Annotated in this window: 17 protein-coding genes and 1 tRNA gene; 12 read left to right on the top strand and 6 right to left on the bottom strand. The window is 58.7% G+C overall.

The features are described from left to right. The first annotated feature begins 79 nt into the window (after positions 1–79). Genes JIO00_RS19155 through JIO00_RS19140 form a run of 4 tightly spaced genes read left to right on the top strand, consistent with a single transcriptional unit; the run spans position 80 to position 5,654 of the window. On the top strand, positions 80–2,911 hold the full coding sequence (locus tag JIO00_RS19155; RefSeq protein ID WP_200666639.1) for a xanthine dehydrogenase family protein molybdopterin-binding subunit: 2,832 nt from the start codon (positions 80–82) through the stop codon (positions 2,909–2,911). After that, complete coding sequence (locus tag JIO00_RS19150; RefSeq protein ID WP_154912766.1) at positions 2,904–3,443, top strand: (2Fe-2S)-binding protein; 540 nt, start codon at positions 2,904–2,906, stop codon at positions 3,441–3,443. Before JIO00_RS19155 ends, JIO00_RS19150 begins: the two co-directional genes overlap by 8 nt. Positions 3,444–3,445: 2 nt before the next feature. Then, positions 3,446–4,681 (top strand): c-type cytochrome, encoded by a 1,236-nt coding sequence (locus JIO00_RS19145; protein WP_154912765.1) that lies wholly within the window; start codon positions 3,446–3,448, stop codon positions 4,679–4,681. Between the two features lies 1 nt (position 4,682). Next, the gene (locus tag JIO00_RS19140) at positions 4,683–5,654 is read left to right on the top strand and encodes an XdhC family protein (protein ID WP_102594072.1); all 972 of its coding nucleotides are present in this window, start codon (positions 4,683–4,685) and stop codon (positions 5,652–5,654) included. Positions 5,655–5,774: 120 nt separating this feature from the next. On the opposite strand, the gene JIO00_RS19135 is transcribed toward JIO00_RS19140, so the two are convergent. After that, positions 5,775–7,058, bottom strand: coding sequence for an NAD(P)/FAD-dependent oxidoreductase (locus JIO00_RS19135; protein WP_010455992.1), 1,284 nt, complete (start codon positions 7,056–7,058; stop codon positions 5,775–5,777). Positions 7,059–7,241: 183 nt separating this feature from the next. On the opposite strand from JIO00_RS19135, the gene JIO00_RS19130 reads away from it, so the two are divergent. Beyond that, positions 7,242–7,318: transfer RNA gene (locus JIO00_RS19130), tRNA-Val, on the top strand. A 140-nt stretch (positions 7,319–7,458) separates the two neighbouring features. Then, complete coding sequence (locus JIO00_RS19125; protein ID WP_200666637.1) at positions 7,459–7,635, top strand: hypothetical protein; 177 nt, start codon at positions 7,459–7,461, stop codon at positions 7,633–7,635. A 117-nt stretch (positions 7,636–7,752) separates the two neighbouring features. Here the strand turns inward: JIO00_RS19125 and JIO00_RS19120 are convergent, their stop codons facing one another. Further along, positions 7,753–9,318: a methyl-accepting chemotaxis protein gene (locus JIO00_RS19120; RefSeq protein ID WP_200666635.1), complete on the bottom strand. Its 1,566-nt coding sequence runs from the start codon at positions 9,316–9,318 to the stop codon at positions 7,753–7,755. Positions 9,319–9,509: 191 nt separating this feature from the next. On the opposite strand from JIO00_RS19120, the gene JIO00_RS19115 reads away from it, so the two are divergent. Continuing rightward, positions 9,510–9,704 (top strand): hypothetical protein, encoded by a 195-nt coding sequence (locus JIO00_RS19115; protein WP_010455982.1) that lies wholly within the window; start codon positions 9,510–9,512, stop codon positions 9,702–9,704. Positions 9,705–10,161: 457 nt separating this feature from the next. Continuing rightward, entirely contained in the window at positions 10,162–10,617 is a 456-nt protein-coding gene (locus JIO00_RS19110) for a DUF2214 family protein (protein WP_077748036.1), read from the top strand. A gap of 185 nt (positions 10,618–10,802) precedes the next feature. Here the strand turns inward: JIO00_RS19110 and csrA are convergent, their stop codons facing one another. Then, on the bottom strand, positions 10,803–10,997 hold the full coding sequence (csrA, locus tag JIO00_RS19105) for a carbon storage regulator CsrA (RefSeq protein ID WP_007938114.1): 195 nt from the start codon (positions 10,995–10,997) through the stop codon (positions 10,803–10,805). A gap of 250 nt (positions 10,998–11,247) precedes the next feature. Here csrA and JIO00_RS19100 point away from each other — a divergent pair, with 250 nt between their 5' ends. After that, complete coding sequence (locus tag JIO00_RS19100; RefSeq protein WP_010455972.1) at positions 11,248–11,613, top strand: SPOR domain-containing protein; 366 nt, start codon at positions 11,248–11,250, stop codon at positions 11,611–11,613. A gap of 101 nt (positions 11,614–11,714) precedes the next feature. Next, entirely contained in the window at positions 11,715–12,626 is a 912-nt protein-coding gene (locus JIO00_RS19095) for a siderophore-interacting protein (protein ID WP_200666633.1), read from the top strand. Positions 12,627–12,684: 58 nt separating this feature from the next. Here JIO00_RS19095 and JIO00_RS19090 read toward each other — a convergent pair whose 3' ends face one another. The 3 genes from JIO00_RS19090 to JIO00_RS19080 form a co-directional block, all read right to left on the bottom strand. Further along, a complete protein-coding gene (locus JIO00_RS19090) occupies positions 12,685–13,374 on the bottom strand; it encodes an endonuclease (protein ID WP_010455967.1) in 690 nt (229 codons plus the stop codon). A gap of 4 nt (positions 13,375–13,378) precedes the next feature. Further along, complete coding sequence (locus JIO00_RS19085) at positions 13,379–13,669, bottom strand: DUF1654 domain-containing protein (RefSeq protein WP_042932723.1); 291 nt, start codon at positions 13,667–13,669, stop codon at positions 13,379–13,381. A gap of 169 nt (positions 13,670–13,838) precedes the next feature. Continuing rightward, the gene (locus JIO00_RS19080; RefSeq protein WP_010455963.1) at positions 13,839–14,927 is read right to left on the bottom strand and encodes an asparaginase; all 1,089 of its coding nucleotides are present in this window, start codon (positions 14,925–14,927) and stop codon (positions 13,839–13,841) included. 346 nt (positions 14,928–15,273) lie between these two features. On the opposite strand from JIO00_RS19080, the gene JIO00_RS19075 reads away from it, so the two are divergent. Together JIO00_RS19075 and JIO00_RS19070 are read left to right on the top strand one after the other, a co-directional pair. Further along, positions 15,274–15,711 (top strand): hypothetical protein, encoded by a 438-nt coding sequence (locus JIO00_RS19075; RefSeq protein WP_077748038.1) that lies wholly within the window; start codon positions 15,274–15,276, stop codon positions 15,709–15,711. Between the two features lie 176 nt (positions 15,712–15,887). Beyond that, the gene (locus JIO00_RS19070) at positions 15,888–16,844 is read left to right on the top strand and encodes a sugar ABC transporter substrate-binding protein (RefSeq protein WP_010455958.1); all 957 of its coding nucleotides are present in this window, start codon (positions 15,888–15,890) and stop codon (positions 16,842–16,844) included. Positions 16,845–16,871: the final 27 nt, after the last annotated feature.

The following is a 16,871-nucleotide window of genomic DNA, read 5'->3' as shown; positions in this document are numbered from 1 at the left end:
CAAAAAGGGCTTCTGCAAGACTCGAGATCCCCAGAACATAACCAGAAGGGCGGACCCATAACCGCCCAGAGGATGATCCATGTCCAACCGTGAAATATCCCGGCGCTCGTTCCTTCAGGGCGGGCTGGTGGCGGGTGTGAGCGTGACGCTCACGCCGCTCAGCAGTCAGGCGCTGGCGGCCTTGATGGAAAACAGCGTGACCGTGCCTTCCGAGCAATGGCTCGGCAACAACGGCAAGGCGCGCTCGCGTAACGATGCCTTGTCCAAGGTCTGCGGCAGCAAAGTGTTTGCCCGCGACATCCGCGCCAAGGACATGCCGGGCTGGCCGCAGCAACAAGGCCACGCCATGCTGCTGAAGACCACCAAGGCCGATCGCATTTATGCCGGTTACGACCTGACGTGGCTCGGCGCCGACTTGCAGCCGGACCGCATCGTCACCGCCTCCGACCTGGACAAGGACGGCATCGCCTTCCCGGAAGAGCACGCGCCGGATCCGCTGCTGCCGGAGGGCAAGGTGCCGATGTTCATCGGCCATCCCGTGGCGATCCTGATCTGGAACGACTTCGAACGCTTCCGCCAGGCCAAGGCCAAACTCAAATTCAATGACAAAGCGATTCGTTACGGCGACAAAGTGCCGTTCTACGAAGGCGATCCCTACGGCAGTTTCCGCTACGTGCGCGTCGGTGGGGCGACCTCGGCGGATGAAGACGAATTCGCCAGCCTGAAGGATTCGATCCTGTTCCCGATGCTGCGCAACCGTCGTCTGGTGTGGAATTCCCAACCGAACCTGCACGGCAACCTGACCGAGCGCGGCTTGTTCTACGCCGAGCGCATGAAGCAGCAAATCGACACGCCGCCAGACAACTGGCTGGTGTTCGACGAGCGCTACAAAACCCCGTCAATCGAACCGGCCGCGATGGAGCCAGACAACGGCAACGGCTGGTACGACCCGGCGACCAAAACCCTGCATTTTGTCGTCGCCACCCAGTGCCCGCTGGAGACGGCGACCGAAACCGCGAAGATGATCGCACCGTCGCGTTTCGGCCTGGCCAACCTGAACATGCACCCGGGCTACACCGTCGGTTATGGCTCCAAAGATCACAACATTTTCGTGTACTACGCGGCGCTTGCGGCGTTGTACGGCGCCGGTGTGCCGGTGCGTCTGGCCAACGATCGCTACGAGCAGTTCCAGAGCGGCATCAAGCGTCACCCGTTCGATATCCGCTACCAACTGGCGGTCGACAAGACCGATCACAGCTTCAAGATTTTCCGCGCCGAGATGAACGTCGACGGCGGTGGACGGATCAACTACAGCCCCTCTGTCGCGGCGGTTGGCGCCACGGCGGCGCAGTCGATCTACTACATGCCGCAGAACGATTTGCAGGTCACCGCCTACCATTCCCGCGCCGTTGAAGCCGGGTCAATGCGTGGATACGGCACCCTGCAAAGCATGGCCTCGACCGAGATGATGGTCGATGAGATTGCCGATCGCCTCGGCATTGACGCCATTGATCTGCGCAAGAAAAACGCCATGGTCTCGGGCATGAAAAACACCCAGGGCGCGGTGCCGGCAGGCGCGTTGCGCCTGCACGAAATTCTCGATAAAGCCGCTGTTCACGAAGTCTGGAAAAACCGCGATGCGATCAAAAAGCAGCGCGAAGCCCGGGACCCGGACAACTGGTACGGCGTCGGTTTTGCCATCTGCCAGAAAGACTTCGGCACCGGTTCCGAAGCGCCGATGGCCAGCATCGAATTCACCGCTGATGGGCACATCACCCTGCGCCACATCGGTATCGAAATCGGCACCGGCATGTCCACCTCGCAAGCCTTGGTCGTGGCGGATTTCCTTGGCGTCCCGGCGACTGAAGTGAAGACCGGCGAGACCGAATGGAAAGAGTTGCAGCTGATCACCGGCGGCAACCCGTACCTCATGAGCCAGGCCGAGCAGGACACTGTGCTGCGCAATCCGCGCTGGGTCGGCAAACTCGCCTCGGCCTCATCGGCGACCAACTCCGCCTATTACTTCAGCCACGCCACCCGTGAAGCTGCGCGCGTGTTGTTCAACCACGGTTTGTGGCCGGCGGCGTTGCAGATCTGGGGCCAGGGCCCTTACGGCGGCCAGGCCAACCCGTATGTGGTGCGCCGTGAAGATGCGCATTGGGTCGACGGCCGACTCACCGCCAACGGCATGCAGCCGCTGAGCTTTGAGCAACTGGCCAGGCACGCCCACGAAAAAGGCCTGGTGACCGGCGCGACCGTGCACGGTTTCAACCGCTGGAGCTGGGCCGAGGCCGAGTTCAGCATCGACGGCGTGCGTGAACGTCTGCCGCTGGACGGCTTGGCGGTCAAGTACGGCGATGGCGCGCCGAGCGTGAAAAAGGCGCAGATGAACAGCGCCGGTTTTCACTTGCTGGATCGCCAGAACGTGCATTACCCGGACACGCAGTTGAACAACGCGGCGGTGACGTATTACAGCCCGGTGGCGACGCTGGTGGAACTGAAAGTGAACAAGGGCTCCGCCGAAGTGCAGGTGCTCAACCACCACTCGTGGGTCGAGTGCGGTCGGGTGCTGGTGGAAGAACTGGTCAAGGGCCAGCTCGAAGGCGGGATCGCCATGGGCATCGGCCATGCGTTGATGGAGGAGATGCCGCTGTACGAAGGCGGGCCGGGGGAGGGTGACTGGAATTTTAACCGCTACCGCTTGCCGATGGCGCGCCACGTAGCGGTGTGGACGCAGACGGCCGAAATCCTGCCGCCGCTGTCGCCGAGCGATCCATCCAAGGGCATCGCCGAAGTGGTGATGATCCCGGTGGTCGGCGCCATCGGTAACGCTGTGGCGCATGCCATCGGCAAACGGGTCCGCGACCTGCCTATCACTTCTGCCCGCATCAAGGAGGCCCTCAATGGCTAACCGTCCGCTTCAACTGACCCTCAACGGTCAATCCGTCGGCCCGGTGGACATCCCTGATGACCTGCCGATGATCGATTACCTGCACGAATACAAAAACCTCACCGGCTCGCGCCTGGGTTGCGGCCAGGGCATCTGCCACGCCTGCGTAGTGATCGTCGACAACCCGGACGGCACCAGCGAAGAAGTGCGCACCTGCATCACCGGTGCGCACTATTTCGAAGGCCAAAAAGTGCGCACCATTGAAGGCCACGCGACCCGCGATGAACAGGGCCAGGTCACCGAACTCAATCCGATCCAGCAGCGCTTCGTCGATGAATTTGCCTTCCAGTGCAGCTACTGCGCACCGGGTTTTGTAAATGCCGCGACGGTGTTGGTGGAGAAGCTGCAACGTCAGCCCATCGTCAAAAGCCAGCTGGAAAAAGTCATCGAGGACAGCCTCGGTCACCATATCTGCCGCTGCACCGGCTACGTGCGGTATTACAGCGCGACGCGCAACGTGCTGACCGATCTCGGCCTGGTCAAGGAGGGTTGAGCATGAAGCATTTACTGTCCCGTCTGGCGTTGGCGGTGAGTCTGGCTGCGTCTGTGTTGCTGGCTCATGCGGATGATCAAGTCGTTCGTGGTGCCTATCTCGCCCGCGCCGCCGATTGCATGGCCTGCCACACCGCGCCGGGTGGCGCGCCGTATGCCGGTGGGCTGCCGATCGTCTCGCCGTTCGGCACGATCTACGGCACCAATATCACCCCGAGCAAAGAGCACGGCATCGGTTTGTACAACGATGACGAATTCTTCGCCGCGCTCACCGAGGGCAAGCGTCGCGATGGCGCGAACCTGTATCCGGCGATGCCGTACACCTCCTATCACTTGATGCCGCGCGCAGATTCCGATGCGATTCACGCGTACCTGAAAACCGTCGAGCCGATCGAACGGGCAGCGCCGGTCACGAGCCTGAGCTTTCCGTTCAACGTGCGCCTGGGCTTGACGGGCTGGAACATGCTCTACGGCAAGGAAGTGAAGCTGGCGCCGGCCGACGGCAAAAGCGAAGCCTTCAAGCGCGGCCAGTACATGGTCGATGTGCTCGGTCACTGCGGCGAATGCCACACCCCGCGCGGCTTGCCGGGCGCGATGCAGCAGGACAAACGCATGACCGGCGGCGTGCTCAACGGCTATCTGGCGCCTAGCCTGCTGGCCAACGACCTGGCCGCTCGCGGCTGGAGTCATCAGGACCTGAGCACGTTCCTCAAACATGGCATGAGCGCCCAGGGCACGATGTTCAACGAGATGTTCCCGGTGTTTCACAACAGCACCCAAGGCCTCAATGACCCGGACCTGGCAGCGATGGCGACCTTCCTGCTCGGCGATCAACCGCCGACCGCGAAGGTTCTGACCGACGTGCCGCTGGACAAGCTCGGTGCCAGCGCCCAGCGCGGTCGTCAGGATTACCTGAACGTCTGCGCCGGTTGCCACGCGGTCGGCGGCGAGGGCAAGCCGCACATCGCCGTGGCCATGCGCGGCAACACCACGCTGCGCCTGGAAGATCCGCGCAACCTGGTGCGGGTGATCGACGACGGCATTGGTGAGCAGAAATTCACCGGGTTCGAACACATGCAACCGATGCCGGGGTTCGCGGAGAAGCTCAGTCACGAGCAACTCACCGATCTGCTCAACTACCTGCGTCAAGGGTGGGGTGGTCAGACAGGTGATCTGGCCGTGAGCGACGTGCAGACGTTGCGCGCCGATGCACCGCCACTCGAGCACAAGGCGCACTGACATGCAGCATCTCGATCTGCAAGTCGTGCGCCGGGCGCTGGAATGGTCGATGGCCGGCCAGCGCATCTGGCTGTGCACGGTGCTCGCCACCTATGGCTCGGCGCCGCGCGCGCCGGGCTCGTTGCTGGCGGTGAACACCGACGGACAATGGATCGGCTCGCTGTCCGGCGGCTGCGTCGAGGAAGACTTTCTCGAACGCGTCGCCGAGGGCGCGTTTGTTGATGCGGTCAGCGTGGTCCGTTATGGCGACGGCGACGATCCGCATTCTCGTGTGAGTCTGCCCTGCGGTGGTGTGCTCGATGTACTGGTGGAGAAGCTCGAATCCGGGTGTGAAGTTCAGGCTCATCTGCGGGAGCTGGAGTCGGCGTTGCTGGGCCAGCGGCGGCTGATCCGCGAGATTGATCTGGCCAGCGGTGCACGCAGCCTATTCACTGATCGTGAGCAGGGCGTGCGCATCGAACGGGAGATTGATCGGGTGCGCGTGCGGATCGGCGCGGCTCAGCGTTTGCTGTTGGCGGGGTATTCCAGCGTCGCCCAGGCGTGCGCGGAGTTTGCGGTTGGCCTCGGGTTCGAAGTGATTCTCTGTGATCCGCGCGACGAGGTGCTGGAAGGTGTCGTGCTGGAAAACGTTGAGATTCGTCGTCAATTGCCGTCCGTGTTCATTGCTGATGGCGGCTGCCACAGCGACACCGCGGTGGTGGCCTTGACTCACGATCCGCGCATCGACGATTTGGCGATGATGGAAGCCGTGCGCACCGAGGCGTTTTACATCGGTGTGATGGGCTCCCTGCAGACCTCGCAGAAGCGCTTCGAGCGGTTGCGCAGGATTGGTGGGTTGGGAGACGCAGAGCTGGCGCGGATTCATGCGCCCATCGGCCTGAATCTGGGCAGTAAAACCCCTGCGGAAATTGCCCTCGCCGTACTCGCCGACATCCTGCGAATCCGCAGCGGCATCGCACGGGATCGACTTTAGACACCATTCCCCTTGTGGGAGCGAGCCTGCTCGCGAAGAGGCCGGCACATCCAACATCCATGTTGACTGTTTCGCCGCCTTCGCGAGCAGGCTCGCTCCTACAAAGGATTTCAGTCGTTCTTAGTACCCGAACTTGTCCCGCAGCCCGTAATACCAAGCACCCAGCGCGGCAAACGGTGTGCGCAGCAATTGCCCGCCGGGGAACGGGTAGTGGGGCAGATCGGCAAACGCGTCGAAACGCTCAGCCTGGCCACGCAGCGCTTCGGCCAGCACCTTGCCCGCCAGGTGCGTGTACGTGACGCCGTGGCCGCTGCAGCCCTGGGAATAGTAGATGTTGTCGCCGATCCGCCCGACCTGGGGAAGGCGCGAGAGGGTCAGCAGGAAATTGCCGGTCCAGGCGTAATCAATCTTCACGTCCTTGAGTTGCGGGAACGCCTTGAGCATCTTCGGCCGGATGATCGCTTCGATGTTCGCCGGATCCCGCGCGCCATAGACAACACCACCCCCGAAGACCAGGCGCTTGTCGCCGGTCAGGCGGTAGTAATCGAGCAGGTAATTGCAGTCCTCGACGCAGTAATCCTGCGGCAGCAGACGCTTGGCCAATTCATCGCCCAAAGGCTCGGTGGTGATGACCTGAGTGCCGCAAGGCATCGACTTGGCCGCGAGTTCCGGCACCAGATTGCCGAGATAGGCATTGCCGGCCACGATAATGAACTTGGCCCTGACCTTGCCCTGCGGCGTATGCACCACCGGATTTGCGCCGCGCTCAATGCGGACCGCTGGCGACTGCTCATAAATAGTACCGCCCAGCGACTCGACCGCCGCCGCTTCGCCCAACGCCAGGTTGAGTGGGTGAATGTGCCCGCCGCTCATGTCGAGCATGCCGCCGACGTATTGCTCGCAGGCCACCACTTCACGTATGCGCTTTTGATCCAGCAACTCAAGCTGCGTATGACCAAAACGTTCCCACAGGCGTTTCTGCGATTCCAGATGGCCCATCTGCTTGGCAGTGATGGCAGCGAACACGCCACCGTCCTTCAAGTCGCACTGGATATTATATTTGGCGACCCGCTCACGAATGATCCGCCCGCCTTCAAACGCCATTTGCCCCAGCAACTGAGCCTGCTTGGGACCGACGCTGCGTTCGATCACATCGATGTCACGGCTATAACTGTTAACGATCTGCCCACCGTTACGGCCCGACGCACCAAAACCCACCTTGGCGGCTTCCAGCACCGTGACCTTGAAACCGTTCTCCAGCAAAAACAGGGCTGAGGACAGACCGGTGTAACCGGCACCGATCACACAGACATCAGTCTCTACGTCATCCTGCAAGGCCGGGCGCGGCGGAACCGCATTGGCCGACGCGGCGTAATAGGATTCGGGGTAGGGGGTGTTCGCCATCCGGCTGCCTCTGTTTAATATATTTTACGAGTGCCTCGATCCTACCCGAGTTAAAAATCGACCGCCAGCCACCGGAAAATCTTCTTAACCGCCGCTAAATTAAATATTTTGCATATTCATAGGGTTAGCTCGAAAAAAGGTGTTGACACCCCTCCGAAATTCCGTAGAATGCCGCCTCACAGCAGGCACGTAGCTCAGTTGGTTAGAGCACCACCTTGACATGGTGGGGGTCGTTGGTTCGAGTCCAATCGCGCCTACCAAACAAAATCCGCTCTGCTGGGCGGTCTAGAAGGGCTCACCGAAAGGTGGGCCTTTTTTTGTTGTCTGGCGTTTAGCAATTCCAGCCGCTCACCTACAAACGGTATAGTTCAGCCAGCGAAATTGTTAAGGAGATCTTGCTATGGATAAGGCATTTCGAAATCCCATGTTTCTAACCGGCATCCCGCTGGCCATTTGCGGATCCAGCTTTGGCTTGACCGGCTTGTGGAACGAAGCAGCGTTCAGTGGCATGGCGCCCGGGCTGCTCATTCCAGGGCTCGCCTTTAGGTTGATCGGCTGGATGCAGACGAACAAGTGAGCTTCTCGGCCGTTTACGCCATAGCTAATCTTGAGCGTCGAGCAGAGAAATGACGTAAACAGCAGGATTGATCATCCTGCTTTTTCTATTTAGATCCCTGATCAGTAAGAGCAGGGGCTATCGGTTAAAGCGCTCAACCAGCGAATACTGAGTTTTAGCTGTCTGTGTTAGTTCCTTGGTTACCTCGGCGGAATGCCTGGCTTGCTCAGACGTCTGATCGGCGAGGGTTGCGATGGTGGTGATGTTGCGGCTGATTTCCTCTGCGACGGCCGACTGCTCTTCAGTCGCGGCCGCGATCTGGGTTGTCATATCGGTGATGTTGGCGACGGCTTCACTAATGCCGATCAGGGCTTTGTCGGCCTCCAGCACCCACGCAACTCCTTCTTCGGCCTGGCGCTGGCCGCTTTCCATAGTCTTCACGGCATTGTTTGAAGAGACCTGTAGCTTGGAAATCAGGCCGTGAATCTGGGTCGTCGACTCGGTTGTTCGCTGTGCCAATTGGCGTACTTCGTCCGCGACGACCGCAAAACCTCGGCCCATTTCTCCCGCGCGTGCAGCTTCGATTGCGGCATTGAGCGCCAATAAGTTGGTTTGATCGGCAATGCCTTTGATCACATCGACGACCGTCCCTATTTCGTTACTGTCTTTGGCCAGTTGCGCGACGGTCTGGCCTGTCTCGCCTACCACATTGGAGAGCCGCTGAATGGCGTCGCGGGTGTCCCGGGCTACGTCACGTCCGCGGCCTGTCAGCACGTTGGCTGCCTGGGTGGCGTCGGCAGTGCGCTGGACATGGCTTGCGACCTCTTGCGTGGTCGCTGCCATCTGATTGACGGCGGCCGATACCTGCTCGGTTTCGATTCGTTGGCGATCAAGTCCACGTGAACTGTCGGAGGCGAGAGCGTCAGATCTCCCGGCCAGCCCGGTGAGCTGCTCTGCGGTGTCTTGTAAGCGTGTCAGGCAAGTCTTGAGGTGTGATGCCTGGCTCACGAAGGTCGTTTCAAGACGCGCCTGATGACCTCGCTCGTCGCTATACATTTGCGCGATCAGTTGGTCGGAAGTGGAAGCCTCTGCCATTTCCAGCAGATGCAGCGCACCGCGCTTCTGCCGGCGCGAAGCAATCAGGCCCATCGGAGCCGATACACCTACGGCTACCAATGCTGCCAAGGGAGGACTGAGGAAAACACCGCCCAAAGTCCCCGCTAAGCCCATGGCCAGGAACGGCAGCCAGTCCATCAAGACGGGTTGCCATTTGTCGCTGCCGGGGACTGCCGACTTGCCCCGGTTGATTCGTTTATAGAGAGCTTCGGCCCGGCGGATTTGTTCGATGCTCGGTTTTACCCGGACCGACTCATAACCAACGACTTGGCTCCCTTCAAATATGGGCGTGACGTAGGCATTGACCCAGTAGTGGTCGCCGTTCCTGGAGCGGTTCTTGACGATGCCCATCCACGGGTTGCCTTGTTTGAGGGCGCTCCACATATGGGCGAATATGGCGGATGGCACGTCAGGATGACGAACGATGTTTTGCGGGGCACCTATCAGATCTGACTTGTTGAAACCGCTGATGTCTACGAAGGCGTCGTTGCAGTAAGTGATGACCCCTCGTGAGTCCGTTGTCGAGATGAGTTTCTGTTGAGGTCCAAGGGCAACCTCACGTTGTGTAACGGGTTGATTGTTTCTCATCTGTGTTGCTCCTATGCCCTAAGCTTGAGACATCGGCAAGAATTTGCAAAAGGTTAACGAGTTCTTGGAAATGAAACTGTCTTGTGTCGGAAAGTTTATGGGGCGGCGCGTTTGCGTTGGTCTTCAGCGGCTGAGGTTGTTTGCGGTTCAGGCGTAAGATAGCGGTGCTATCCCACCAAAAGGAGCCGCATATGATCGCCGACCAAATGAACAAACAGGCGTCTGAGGGCAAGGCTGTTTGGGATCAATACTTCTGCGCTGCGTTGATTGCGGAAAGTAATCTGACGGCACCCGTTGTCGGAGGGGCTACTCACGAAGACAGGCAGAATCTGTTGATTGAAAGGGCCAAAGCGCTCGCCGATAAGATGATGGAAAACAGAAAATAACCAGGGCCCAGCCATCGTGCTGGGCTCTCTGTTTGGCGCTCTAATAGATGCTCAGTTACGACACTGGCCGTTATAGAATTGTTCAAGCTCCACAAAAATAGTGTGGATATTTAAGCACTTATAAAATTAATTAACCGAACGGTCCTCAAAATATATTGTTACAAGTGTCGGTTTTAGGTAAGATTGCTTCGCGTTCACCACCACGGTTTATGCATTTTTAAGTCCCAAGCGTCCATCAGCTGCTTGGGATTTTTTTTTGCCTGAGGTTTGTCCTGGTTCGCTCGAACATCGCAAGGACACCTCCGCCGCCTGCCTTCACTCTGAAAAAGTTGCCTGTGTGCCGTGCCGCTTCTATGGAGAAGCGCGAAACGCCTCCTGTGCAAACCCGGGCGAATCGCGGTTTTTTGGACTACTACTGACTGGCCAAACTCAAACTCAGTCTGATAGGAGTCAATCGATGCTGGTTCATTGGTCGCTTGCGGCAATTCACTTGCTGGCTTTCGCCTTGGGGTTCTGGGCTGTACTGACGCGGGGAACCGCATTCAGCCGTCTGGCGGCCGGGTCGGGGGAGGCTCGCCGAGTGTTGATGGCCGATAATCTGTGGGGGATCTCTGCCGTGATCCTCTTGATCTCCGGTGGGATGCGGGCCTTCGGTGGGTACGAAAAAGGTACGGATTACTACCTTCACCAGCCATTGTTCCATCTCAAGATGACGCTGTTCGTGCTGATCTTGCTGCTCGAAGTGGCGCCGATGATCACGCTGATCAAATGGCGGGTCGCACTGAGTCGTGGCGCGGCGATCGATACCGGGCGCGCGAAGCTGTTTGCGCGGATCAGTCATATCGAAGGGCTGCTGGTGTTGCTGATGGTGGTGGCGGCCACGGGCATGGCGCGCGGCGTAACGTTTGGTTAGCCGAGTCGGATCACGTTCTTCCTGGGGGATAATCAGAAACGTCTGACAGTCAGTGCAGGGGACGTGTCGTTAATATCGGCTTCACGTTTTGGCGGGCAGGGGCGAACGGATGGCAATACTACGCTTGAATCTTTAGCCAGCCGTTGTCCGGGACTGAACGGGCTGGCTACTGACTGCAACAGGATTCAGGGAGTTTGCGGCTTGTCTGGAGCGGTCAGGCCAGCCTGAATGCGTTGATAGATTTCTTCGCGATGCACTGCGACGTCTTTCGGCGCGTTGATCCCGATCCGGACTTGCTGGCCGCTCACGCCCAGTATGGTGATCGTAATGTCGTCACCGATATTTATGCTTTCACCGACTTTGCGGGTGAGTATCAGCATGGTCTTCTCCTTGATTGCTTTGTAGGGCACCTGATTCGAACAGTGCAGAGGTCGGTGGTATGTATAGATTAGTGCGAAGTCTCACGGTTTGGGTGCCTCTTTCTGACGCGCAGATGCTGCATTAATTCCCAAGGCGTAACTATACAGAGGCCGCAACCATCATTCTCGTTGTTTTGCGCCCATTTTGCGGCACTCGGGAAGTATTCATGAATGCTAAAATCGCCGCTTTCAGCATTCAGAGGGACACGTTGTGCGCAAAATGGTCTTGGTAATCGCAGTACTGGCGCTGGTTGGGTGCGATCAAGGTAAGGGTGTTGACGCTCAAAAGCCGAAGCCGGCAGTCGTTTCCGCGCCCGCGGCAGTCACCGGGCCGCAATGGGATGTCGAAGTGAGAGGCGAAACGCCCCAGGCTGTCAGCGACCTGAGCGGTTGGCTGATCGAGCACAGCTTTGTGTCCAGCATCGTCAAGGAAAACGGCAAGACCCGAATTCTGCTCGGACCATTCAATTCGAAAGCCGAGGCCGAAGCCAAGCAGGCCGAAGTGGCTGCGGCGCTTACCCGGGCCAAGAAACAGAACATCGAAGTGCTGGTGCTTGAGCGTCCCGTAGCCCAGTAACAGCCCTTTTCACGCAGGCCTTCCGTCGAAGCCCCTTAAAGGGGATCCACATTGACTCGTCTCTAAGCGTAGTCACTGTCGATTCCCAGAAGGAGCTCTCCATGGCCTCCGCCACCCCTTACAAAATATTCGACGCGGTCCTGGCGCACAAAAAGACCCTCAGCCCACATTTAATGCGCGTGACCCTGGCCGGTCCGATGGTCACCGAAATGGCCACCTGGGCGCCGGATCAGCGCGTCAAACTATTCTTTCCAGCCGAAGACGGGTCGCCTGCCAGACTGGCTCATGACCAGCATTGGTATGCGCGCTACCGTTCAATGCCGGCCAACCAGCGTCCGGCAATGCGCACTTACACCATCCGGCATCTGCGGGCCGAGCAAGGCGAAGTGGACATCGACTTCGTATTGCACGGTGAAACCGGTCCGGCTTCCCGTTGGGCAATCCGGTCGGGAGTGGGCGAGCCAATCCAGATTGTTGCGCCTGATCGTCAGTTTTCAGCGCAAGACGCGGGAGGTTTCGAATGGAAGCCGCCTCACACGCTCAAGCATCTGTTGCTGGTGGCTGATGCCACGGCATTGCCCGCCGCTCTCGGCATTCTGGACGAGATGGCTGCCTTGGCCGAGCCGCCGACGACTCAGGCATTTTTCGAGGTGGCCAGCGCAGAAGACGCATTGCCGGTTCCTGAATGGCCTGGGTTGTCAGTGCGGTGGCTGGTCCGGGATCATTCCGCCGGTAGGGCAGCAGGTTCGCTGATGGTTGAAGCGGTCCGTGGGGCGGAGCTGCCGGTTACTTCCTCACAGACTCACGCAACAGTGGAGCTGGCCAAGGTCGATGTCGACCAAGAGATTCTCTGGGAAACCTCCGACTCGACCGGTCAGGGTTTCTACGGTTGGATCGCCGGGGAAACGATGGCCGTGATGAGCCTGCGCAAGTACTTGATCAAGGAGCGCGGCATCGCTCGGGAGTCACTGAATCTGATGGGTTACTGGCGCTACAACAAAAGCGGCGGATAGAAACGTAAAAAGGCCTCGGGCATGAATGCCCGAGGCCTTTTTGGTTTTATGCGGTCGATCAGCCGCAGGCTTTCATGTCCACGGGCCCGACAAACTCGTTGCCCCGACCCATCACGCAGGCCACGCTCTGGTTGCGCTGACGTTCCCAGGCTTCAACCGGATAGGTCTTGTTCCACGCGTCGTACAGTTGCCGGTCCTGTTTCGACAGGCGCAAACCGTACTGTTTGCTCATGTAGAAATACGTCCGGGCGATCATGCCGCGAATGGAGGGGCGGGGCATGACTTTCTTCGCCTTGAAATCGACCTGGGTCAGGCACGAACCGTACTGACCCGATTGCACCGGCAGCCAACCGAAACTGAAGTTACTGCGATCGCCGTTCACTTCGCCGATGCTCGGCACCAGGTTGTGCAGATCAGCCTCCGCCTTTTGATAGACCGGATCGTACCGCGTGCAGTTCTTGCGTCCGCCCTCTTGCCAGCACTGACGCTGATGGCCGATTTGCCAAGCGGGAACAATGTGCTCCCACTCAATGCGGGCGGCGCGCTTGGCGTTCTTGCGCGGCACATACCCACAGGCTGCGAGGTTGACCTTGTTGCCGGTGTATTTACAGCCGCAATAGAACTCGGTGGATTGCGGCGCGTAAAGCTTCCAGGCGACTTTCTTGGCTTCGTTGAAGGTGCGGGGGGCGCCAGCCTGGGCGCCAAGGGTGATGAACAGAAACAGCAAAGCAAACCAGCGGACACTCATTGACTCAATCTTCCTTCGGCACAACCCAGAAAATCTGCACACCGCCATCGTCGCGATAGGCGAGGGTGACGTTGTCGTTCTCATCAATTTCTTCGAGCAATTGCTCCCACTCATCCACAGGCTCGTCCGGTAAACGGAAGATCAGTGCGGCTTTGGCTTTCTGAGCGGTGGGGGAATTGATGATTTTCTGAACGCGTATGCCCATGCGTTGATAGGCATCAGGAGAAGCAGAGGTGGAGGCCACGGAATTATCCTTATTAAGCTGTACGTGCATACAGTATTTAACTGTAGGCATTTTCGCAACTGCTTAAAATTCAAGAAAATCCTCTGACAGCAGTTTTTTCCATTTGGTGTAGGAATAAGGGAAAATTTTTATCGGAGTATCAGGCGGGGTATGAACCACTCGCCCAGGCTGGCGAGTGGTGAATGCAGTGCCCGACCGGAGTCGGTCGGGCGAAGGCGAATCAGTATTCCCAGAACATCCGTTGCAGCTCTTTGCTGTCGTTGGTCTTGGTCAGCGCGACCATGGCCAGGATGCGGGCTTTTTGCGGGTTCAGGTCATGCGCCACGACCCAGTCGTACTTGTCGTCAGGCTGTTCGGCATTACGCAGGACGAAACCGCCGGCGTTGACGTGGGACGAACGAATGATTTGCACGCCGTCCTTGCGCAGGGCTTGCAGGGCAGGGACCACGCGCGAGGAGACCGAACCGTTGCCGGTGCCGGCATGGATGATCGCTTTGGCACCGGATTGAGCCAGTGCCTTGTAGGCCGTGTCGCTGACGTTGCCGTAGGAATAGGCGATTTCGACGTCAGGCAGGCTCTTGATGGTTTTGATGTCGAATTCCGAATCCATGGTGTGACGCTTGGCCGGCAGACGGAACCAGTAGGATTTGCCCTCAACTACCATGCCGAGCGGCCCCCAGGCACTTTTGAATGCCTCGGTTTTGATGTTGATCATTTTGCTGACGTCGCGCCCCGACTGGATCTCATCATTCATGGTCACCAGCACGCCTTTGCCGCGGGCGTCTTTGCTGCTGGCGACGGCGACGGCGTTGTACAGGTTCAGCATGCCGTCAGCCGACATTGCGGTGCCTGGGCGCATGGAGCCGACGACGATGATTGGCTTGTCGGTTTTTTCCACCAGGTTCAGGAAGTACGCGGTTTCTTCCAGGGTGTCGGTGCCGTGGGTGATCACGATCCCGTCGACGTCTTTGCTGTCGGCCAGTTCGGCGACGCGGCGACCCAGTTGCAGCAGGTTGTCGTTGGTGATGCTTTCCGAGGCGATCTGCATGACCTGTTCGCCGCGAACGTTGGCCAGCTGGCTGAGCTCCGGAACCCCGGCGATCAGTTGCTCGATGCCGACTTTCGCTGCCTGGTAGGTCGCGCTGTTAGCAGCGCTGGCGCCGGCACCGGCAATGGTGCCGCCGGTGGCGAGGATCACCACGTTGGCCAGTTTCTGTTGGGTTTCGACTTCTTTTGCCTGAAGAGCGGTAGGCAGGAGCAGCAGGAGGGCCAAAGCGCCCGGAATAAAGGTGTTGAAGGCAGATTTCATTATTTTCTCTCTAGTAGTGAGACGGTGCTGATGCAAGTTCATCTAGATACGCCCCAGGCAGATCTGAACGCTTGGGGTCTAGGTGAAGAGCAGGATCTGTACCAGCCCTACGTTGAATGAGAAAAACTTTTAACTGGATGATTTATATCAATATTTACCCAGTGGGTTACCGGCCTTAAACAGCTTCGTGTCCGGGTTTCCGAATTAGTTGAGGTTTCGCGTTCGGCTCTCCGAAAAGGCCTACGACCTCTGGTGAACTCTTCGCCTTGCCAGATAGAAAATCAGTGCTAAAGAAACCCGCGCACAGGTCGATGTCCCTTCAAGGGATTTTTTTTCGGGAGTGCACATGTCTTTTTCTGTCGGTTTTCCAAATGCGGGCGCAATCACCATTGGTGGCAAGACACCGTCGACGATCAATGCCTTGAGCGAAGCGACGGAAGAGGCGTCGACACAGCTGACTGGAAAAGAAGAAAACCAGGTCAGAACCGGAGGGGCTGCTCAGGACGAAAGCAAATCCGAGAGCAAAAGCAGCCAGAGTATTGCGGTTCAGGTGTTGCTCAAGCGTATGCAGGAACTGCAACAGCAATTGCGCGAACAACAGCAGCAATTGGCGGCCGCTCAGGCAGCGTCCTATCCAACCGAGGAGGCCAAAGCCACAGCCGTCATGTCGATCCAGGGGCAGATCGCCGAGACCAATGGTGCGCTGGCGCAAGTCACCGGGAATCTGGTGAAAGAACTGGCCAAAGACTCCAGCGCGGGTGGTCTGGTCAGCACGACGGCGTGATCTGGTGCCAACCGAGACACAAAACAGGTCGTTGACAAATCACAGCAGGGTTCGCATAGTTCGGTCTACGCAAACGTTTGCGCGTTGTTCTTGATGGCTCTGTCCATAGTCGGACGCCATGAAGCTTACGCCAGCGCAAGCGTTGCTCACAATAATCATAAGATCGGAGTGAACCCATGAAGCTGCCATTCGCTGGACGTCTTCTTGCTGTCGCTATGCTGGCCGCCGCATCTGCCGCGCTGCCTGTCTCTTCGGCTTTCGCCGAGACTCCTGAAAAACCCAAAGTCGCACTGGTCATGAAGTCCCTGGCCAACGAGTTCTTCCTGACCATGGAAGACGGTGCCAAGGCTTATCAAAAAGACCATTCCGGCGATTTCGAGCTGATCTCCAACGGCATCAAGGACGAAACGGATACTGCGGGCCAGACGCGCATCGTCGAGCAAATGATTCTGGCCAAGGTCAATGCGCTGGTCATCGCGCCGGCTGACTCCAAGGCCATGGTTCCCGTGATCAAGAAAGCCATCGATGCCGGTATCACCGTGATCAACATCGATAACCAGCTCGACCCGGCCGTGGTCAAAAGCAAGAACATCACCGTCCCGTTCGTAGGCCCGGATAACCGCAAAGGCGCTCGTCTGGTCGGCGAGTATCTGGCCAAGCAGCTGAAGGCCGGTGACGAAGTCGGCATCATCGAAGGCGTGTCCACCACCACCAACGCCCAGGCCCGCACCGCAGGCTTCAAAGACGCGATGGAAGCGGCGCAGATCAAGGTCGTCTCGTTGCAATCCGGTGACTGGGAGATCGACAAGGGCAACAAGGTTGCCGCCTCGATCCTCAGCGAATACCCGGACGTCAAAGCGCTGCTGGCCGGTAACGACAGCATGGCCGTCGGTGCCGTTTCCGCCGTGCGTGCGGCAGGCAAGGCCGGCAAGGTGCAAGTGGTTGGTTACGACAACATCAACGCCATCAAGCCAATGTTGAAAGACGGCCGGGTCCTGGCGACCGCTGACCAGTTTGCCGCCAGGCAAGCCGTGTTCGGTATCGAGACTGCGCTGAAAATCATCAAGGGCGAGAAGGTCGACAGCGGCGCCAACGGCGTGATCGAAACGCCGGTAGAGCTGGTCACCAAGTAACCCTTCTGGCGGCACAACGGTGCTCGC

The sequence above is a fragment of the Pseudomonas sp. SW-3 genome (genome assembly GCF_016615645.1).
Taxonomy (GTDB): Bacteria; Pseudomonadota; Gammaproteobacteria; order Pseudomonadales; family Pseudomonadaceae; genus Aquipseudomonas; species Aquipseudomonas mandelii.
The sequence above is the reverse complement of the archived record's forward strand: the minus strand, read 5'-3'. Positions and strand labels throughout refer to the sequence as shown.

Bases quoted from the DNA above. Each gene is read 5' to 3' on its own strand.
- JIO00_RS19155 (WP_200666639.1), top strand. From the start codon at position 80: ATGTCCAACCGTGAAATATCCCGGCGCTCGTTCCTTCAGGGCGGGCTG.
- JIO00_RS19150 (WP_154912766.1), top strand. From the start codon at position 2,904: ATGGCTAACCGTCCGCTTCAACTGACCCTCAACGGTCAATCCGTCGGC.
- JIO00_RS19145 (WP_154912765.1), top strand. From the start codon at position 3,446: ATGAAGCATTTACTGTCCCGTCTGGCGTTGGCGGTGAGTCTGGCTGCG.
- JIO00_RS19140 (WP_102594072.1), top strand. From the start codon at position 4,683: ATGCAGCATCTCGATCTGCAAGTCGTGCGCCGGGCGCTGGAATGGTCG.
- JIO00_RS19135 (WP_010455992.1), bottom strand. From the start codon at position 7,058: ATGGCGAACACCCCCTACCCCGAATCCTATTACGCCGCGTCGGCCAAT.
- JIO00_RS19125 (WP_200666637.1), top strand. From the start codon at position 7,459: ATGGATAAGGCATTTCGAAATCCCATGTTTCTAACCGGCATCCCGCTG.
- JIO00_RS19120 (WP_200666635.1), bottom strand. From the start codon at position 9,318: ATGAGAAACAATCAACCCGTTACACAACGTGAGGTTGCCCTTGGACCT.
- JIO00_RS19115 (WP_010455982.1), top strand. From the start codon at position 9,510: ATGATCGCCGACCAAATGAACAAACAGGCGTCTGAGGGCAAGGCTGTT.
- JIO00_RS19110 (WP_077748036.1), top strand. From the start codon at position 10,162: ATGCTGGTTCATTGGTCGCTTGCGGCAATTCACTTGCTGGCTTTCGCC.
- csrA (WP_007938114.1), bottom strand. From the start codon at position 10,997: ATGCTGATACTCACCCGCAAAGTCGGTGAAAGCATAAATATCGGTGAC.
- JIO00_RS19095 (WP_200666633.1), top strand. From the start codon at position 11,715: ATGGCCTCCGCCACCCCTTACAAAATATTCGACGCGGTCCTGGCGCAC.
- JIO00_RS19090 (WP_010455967.1), bottom strand. From the start codon at position 13,374: ATGAGTGTCCGCTGGTTTGCTTTGCTGTTTCTGTTCATCACCCTTGGC.
- JIO00_RS19085 (WP_042932723.1), bottom strand. From the start codon at position 13,669: ATGCCTACAGTTAAATACTGTATGCACGTACAGCTTAATAAGGATAAT.
- JIO00_RS19080 (WP_010455963.1), bottom strand. From the start codon at position 14,927: ATGAAATCTGCCTTCAACACCTTTATTCCGGGCGCTTTGGCCCTCCTG.
- JIO00_RS19075 (WP_077748038.1), top strand. From the start codon at position 15,274: ATGTCTTTTTCTGTCGGTTTTCCAAATGCGGGCGCAATCACCATTGGT.
- JIO00_RS19070 (WP_010455958.1), top strand. From the start codon at position 15,888: ATGAAGCTGCCATTCGCTGGACGTCTTCTTGCTGTCGCTATGCTGGCC.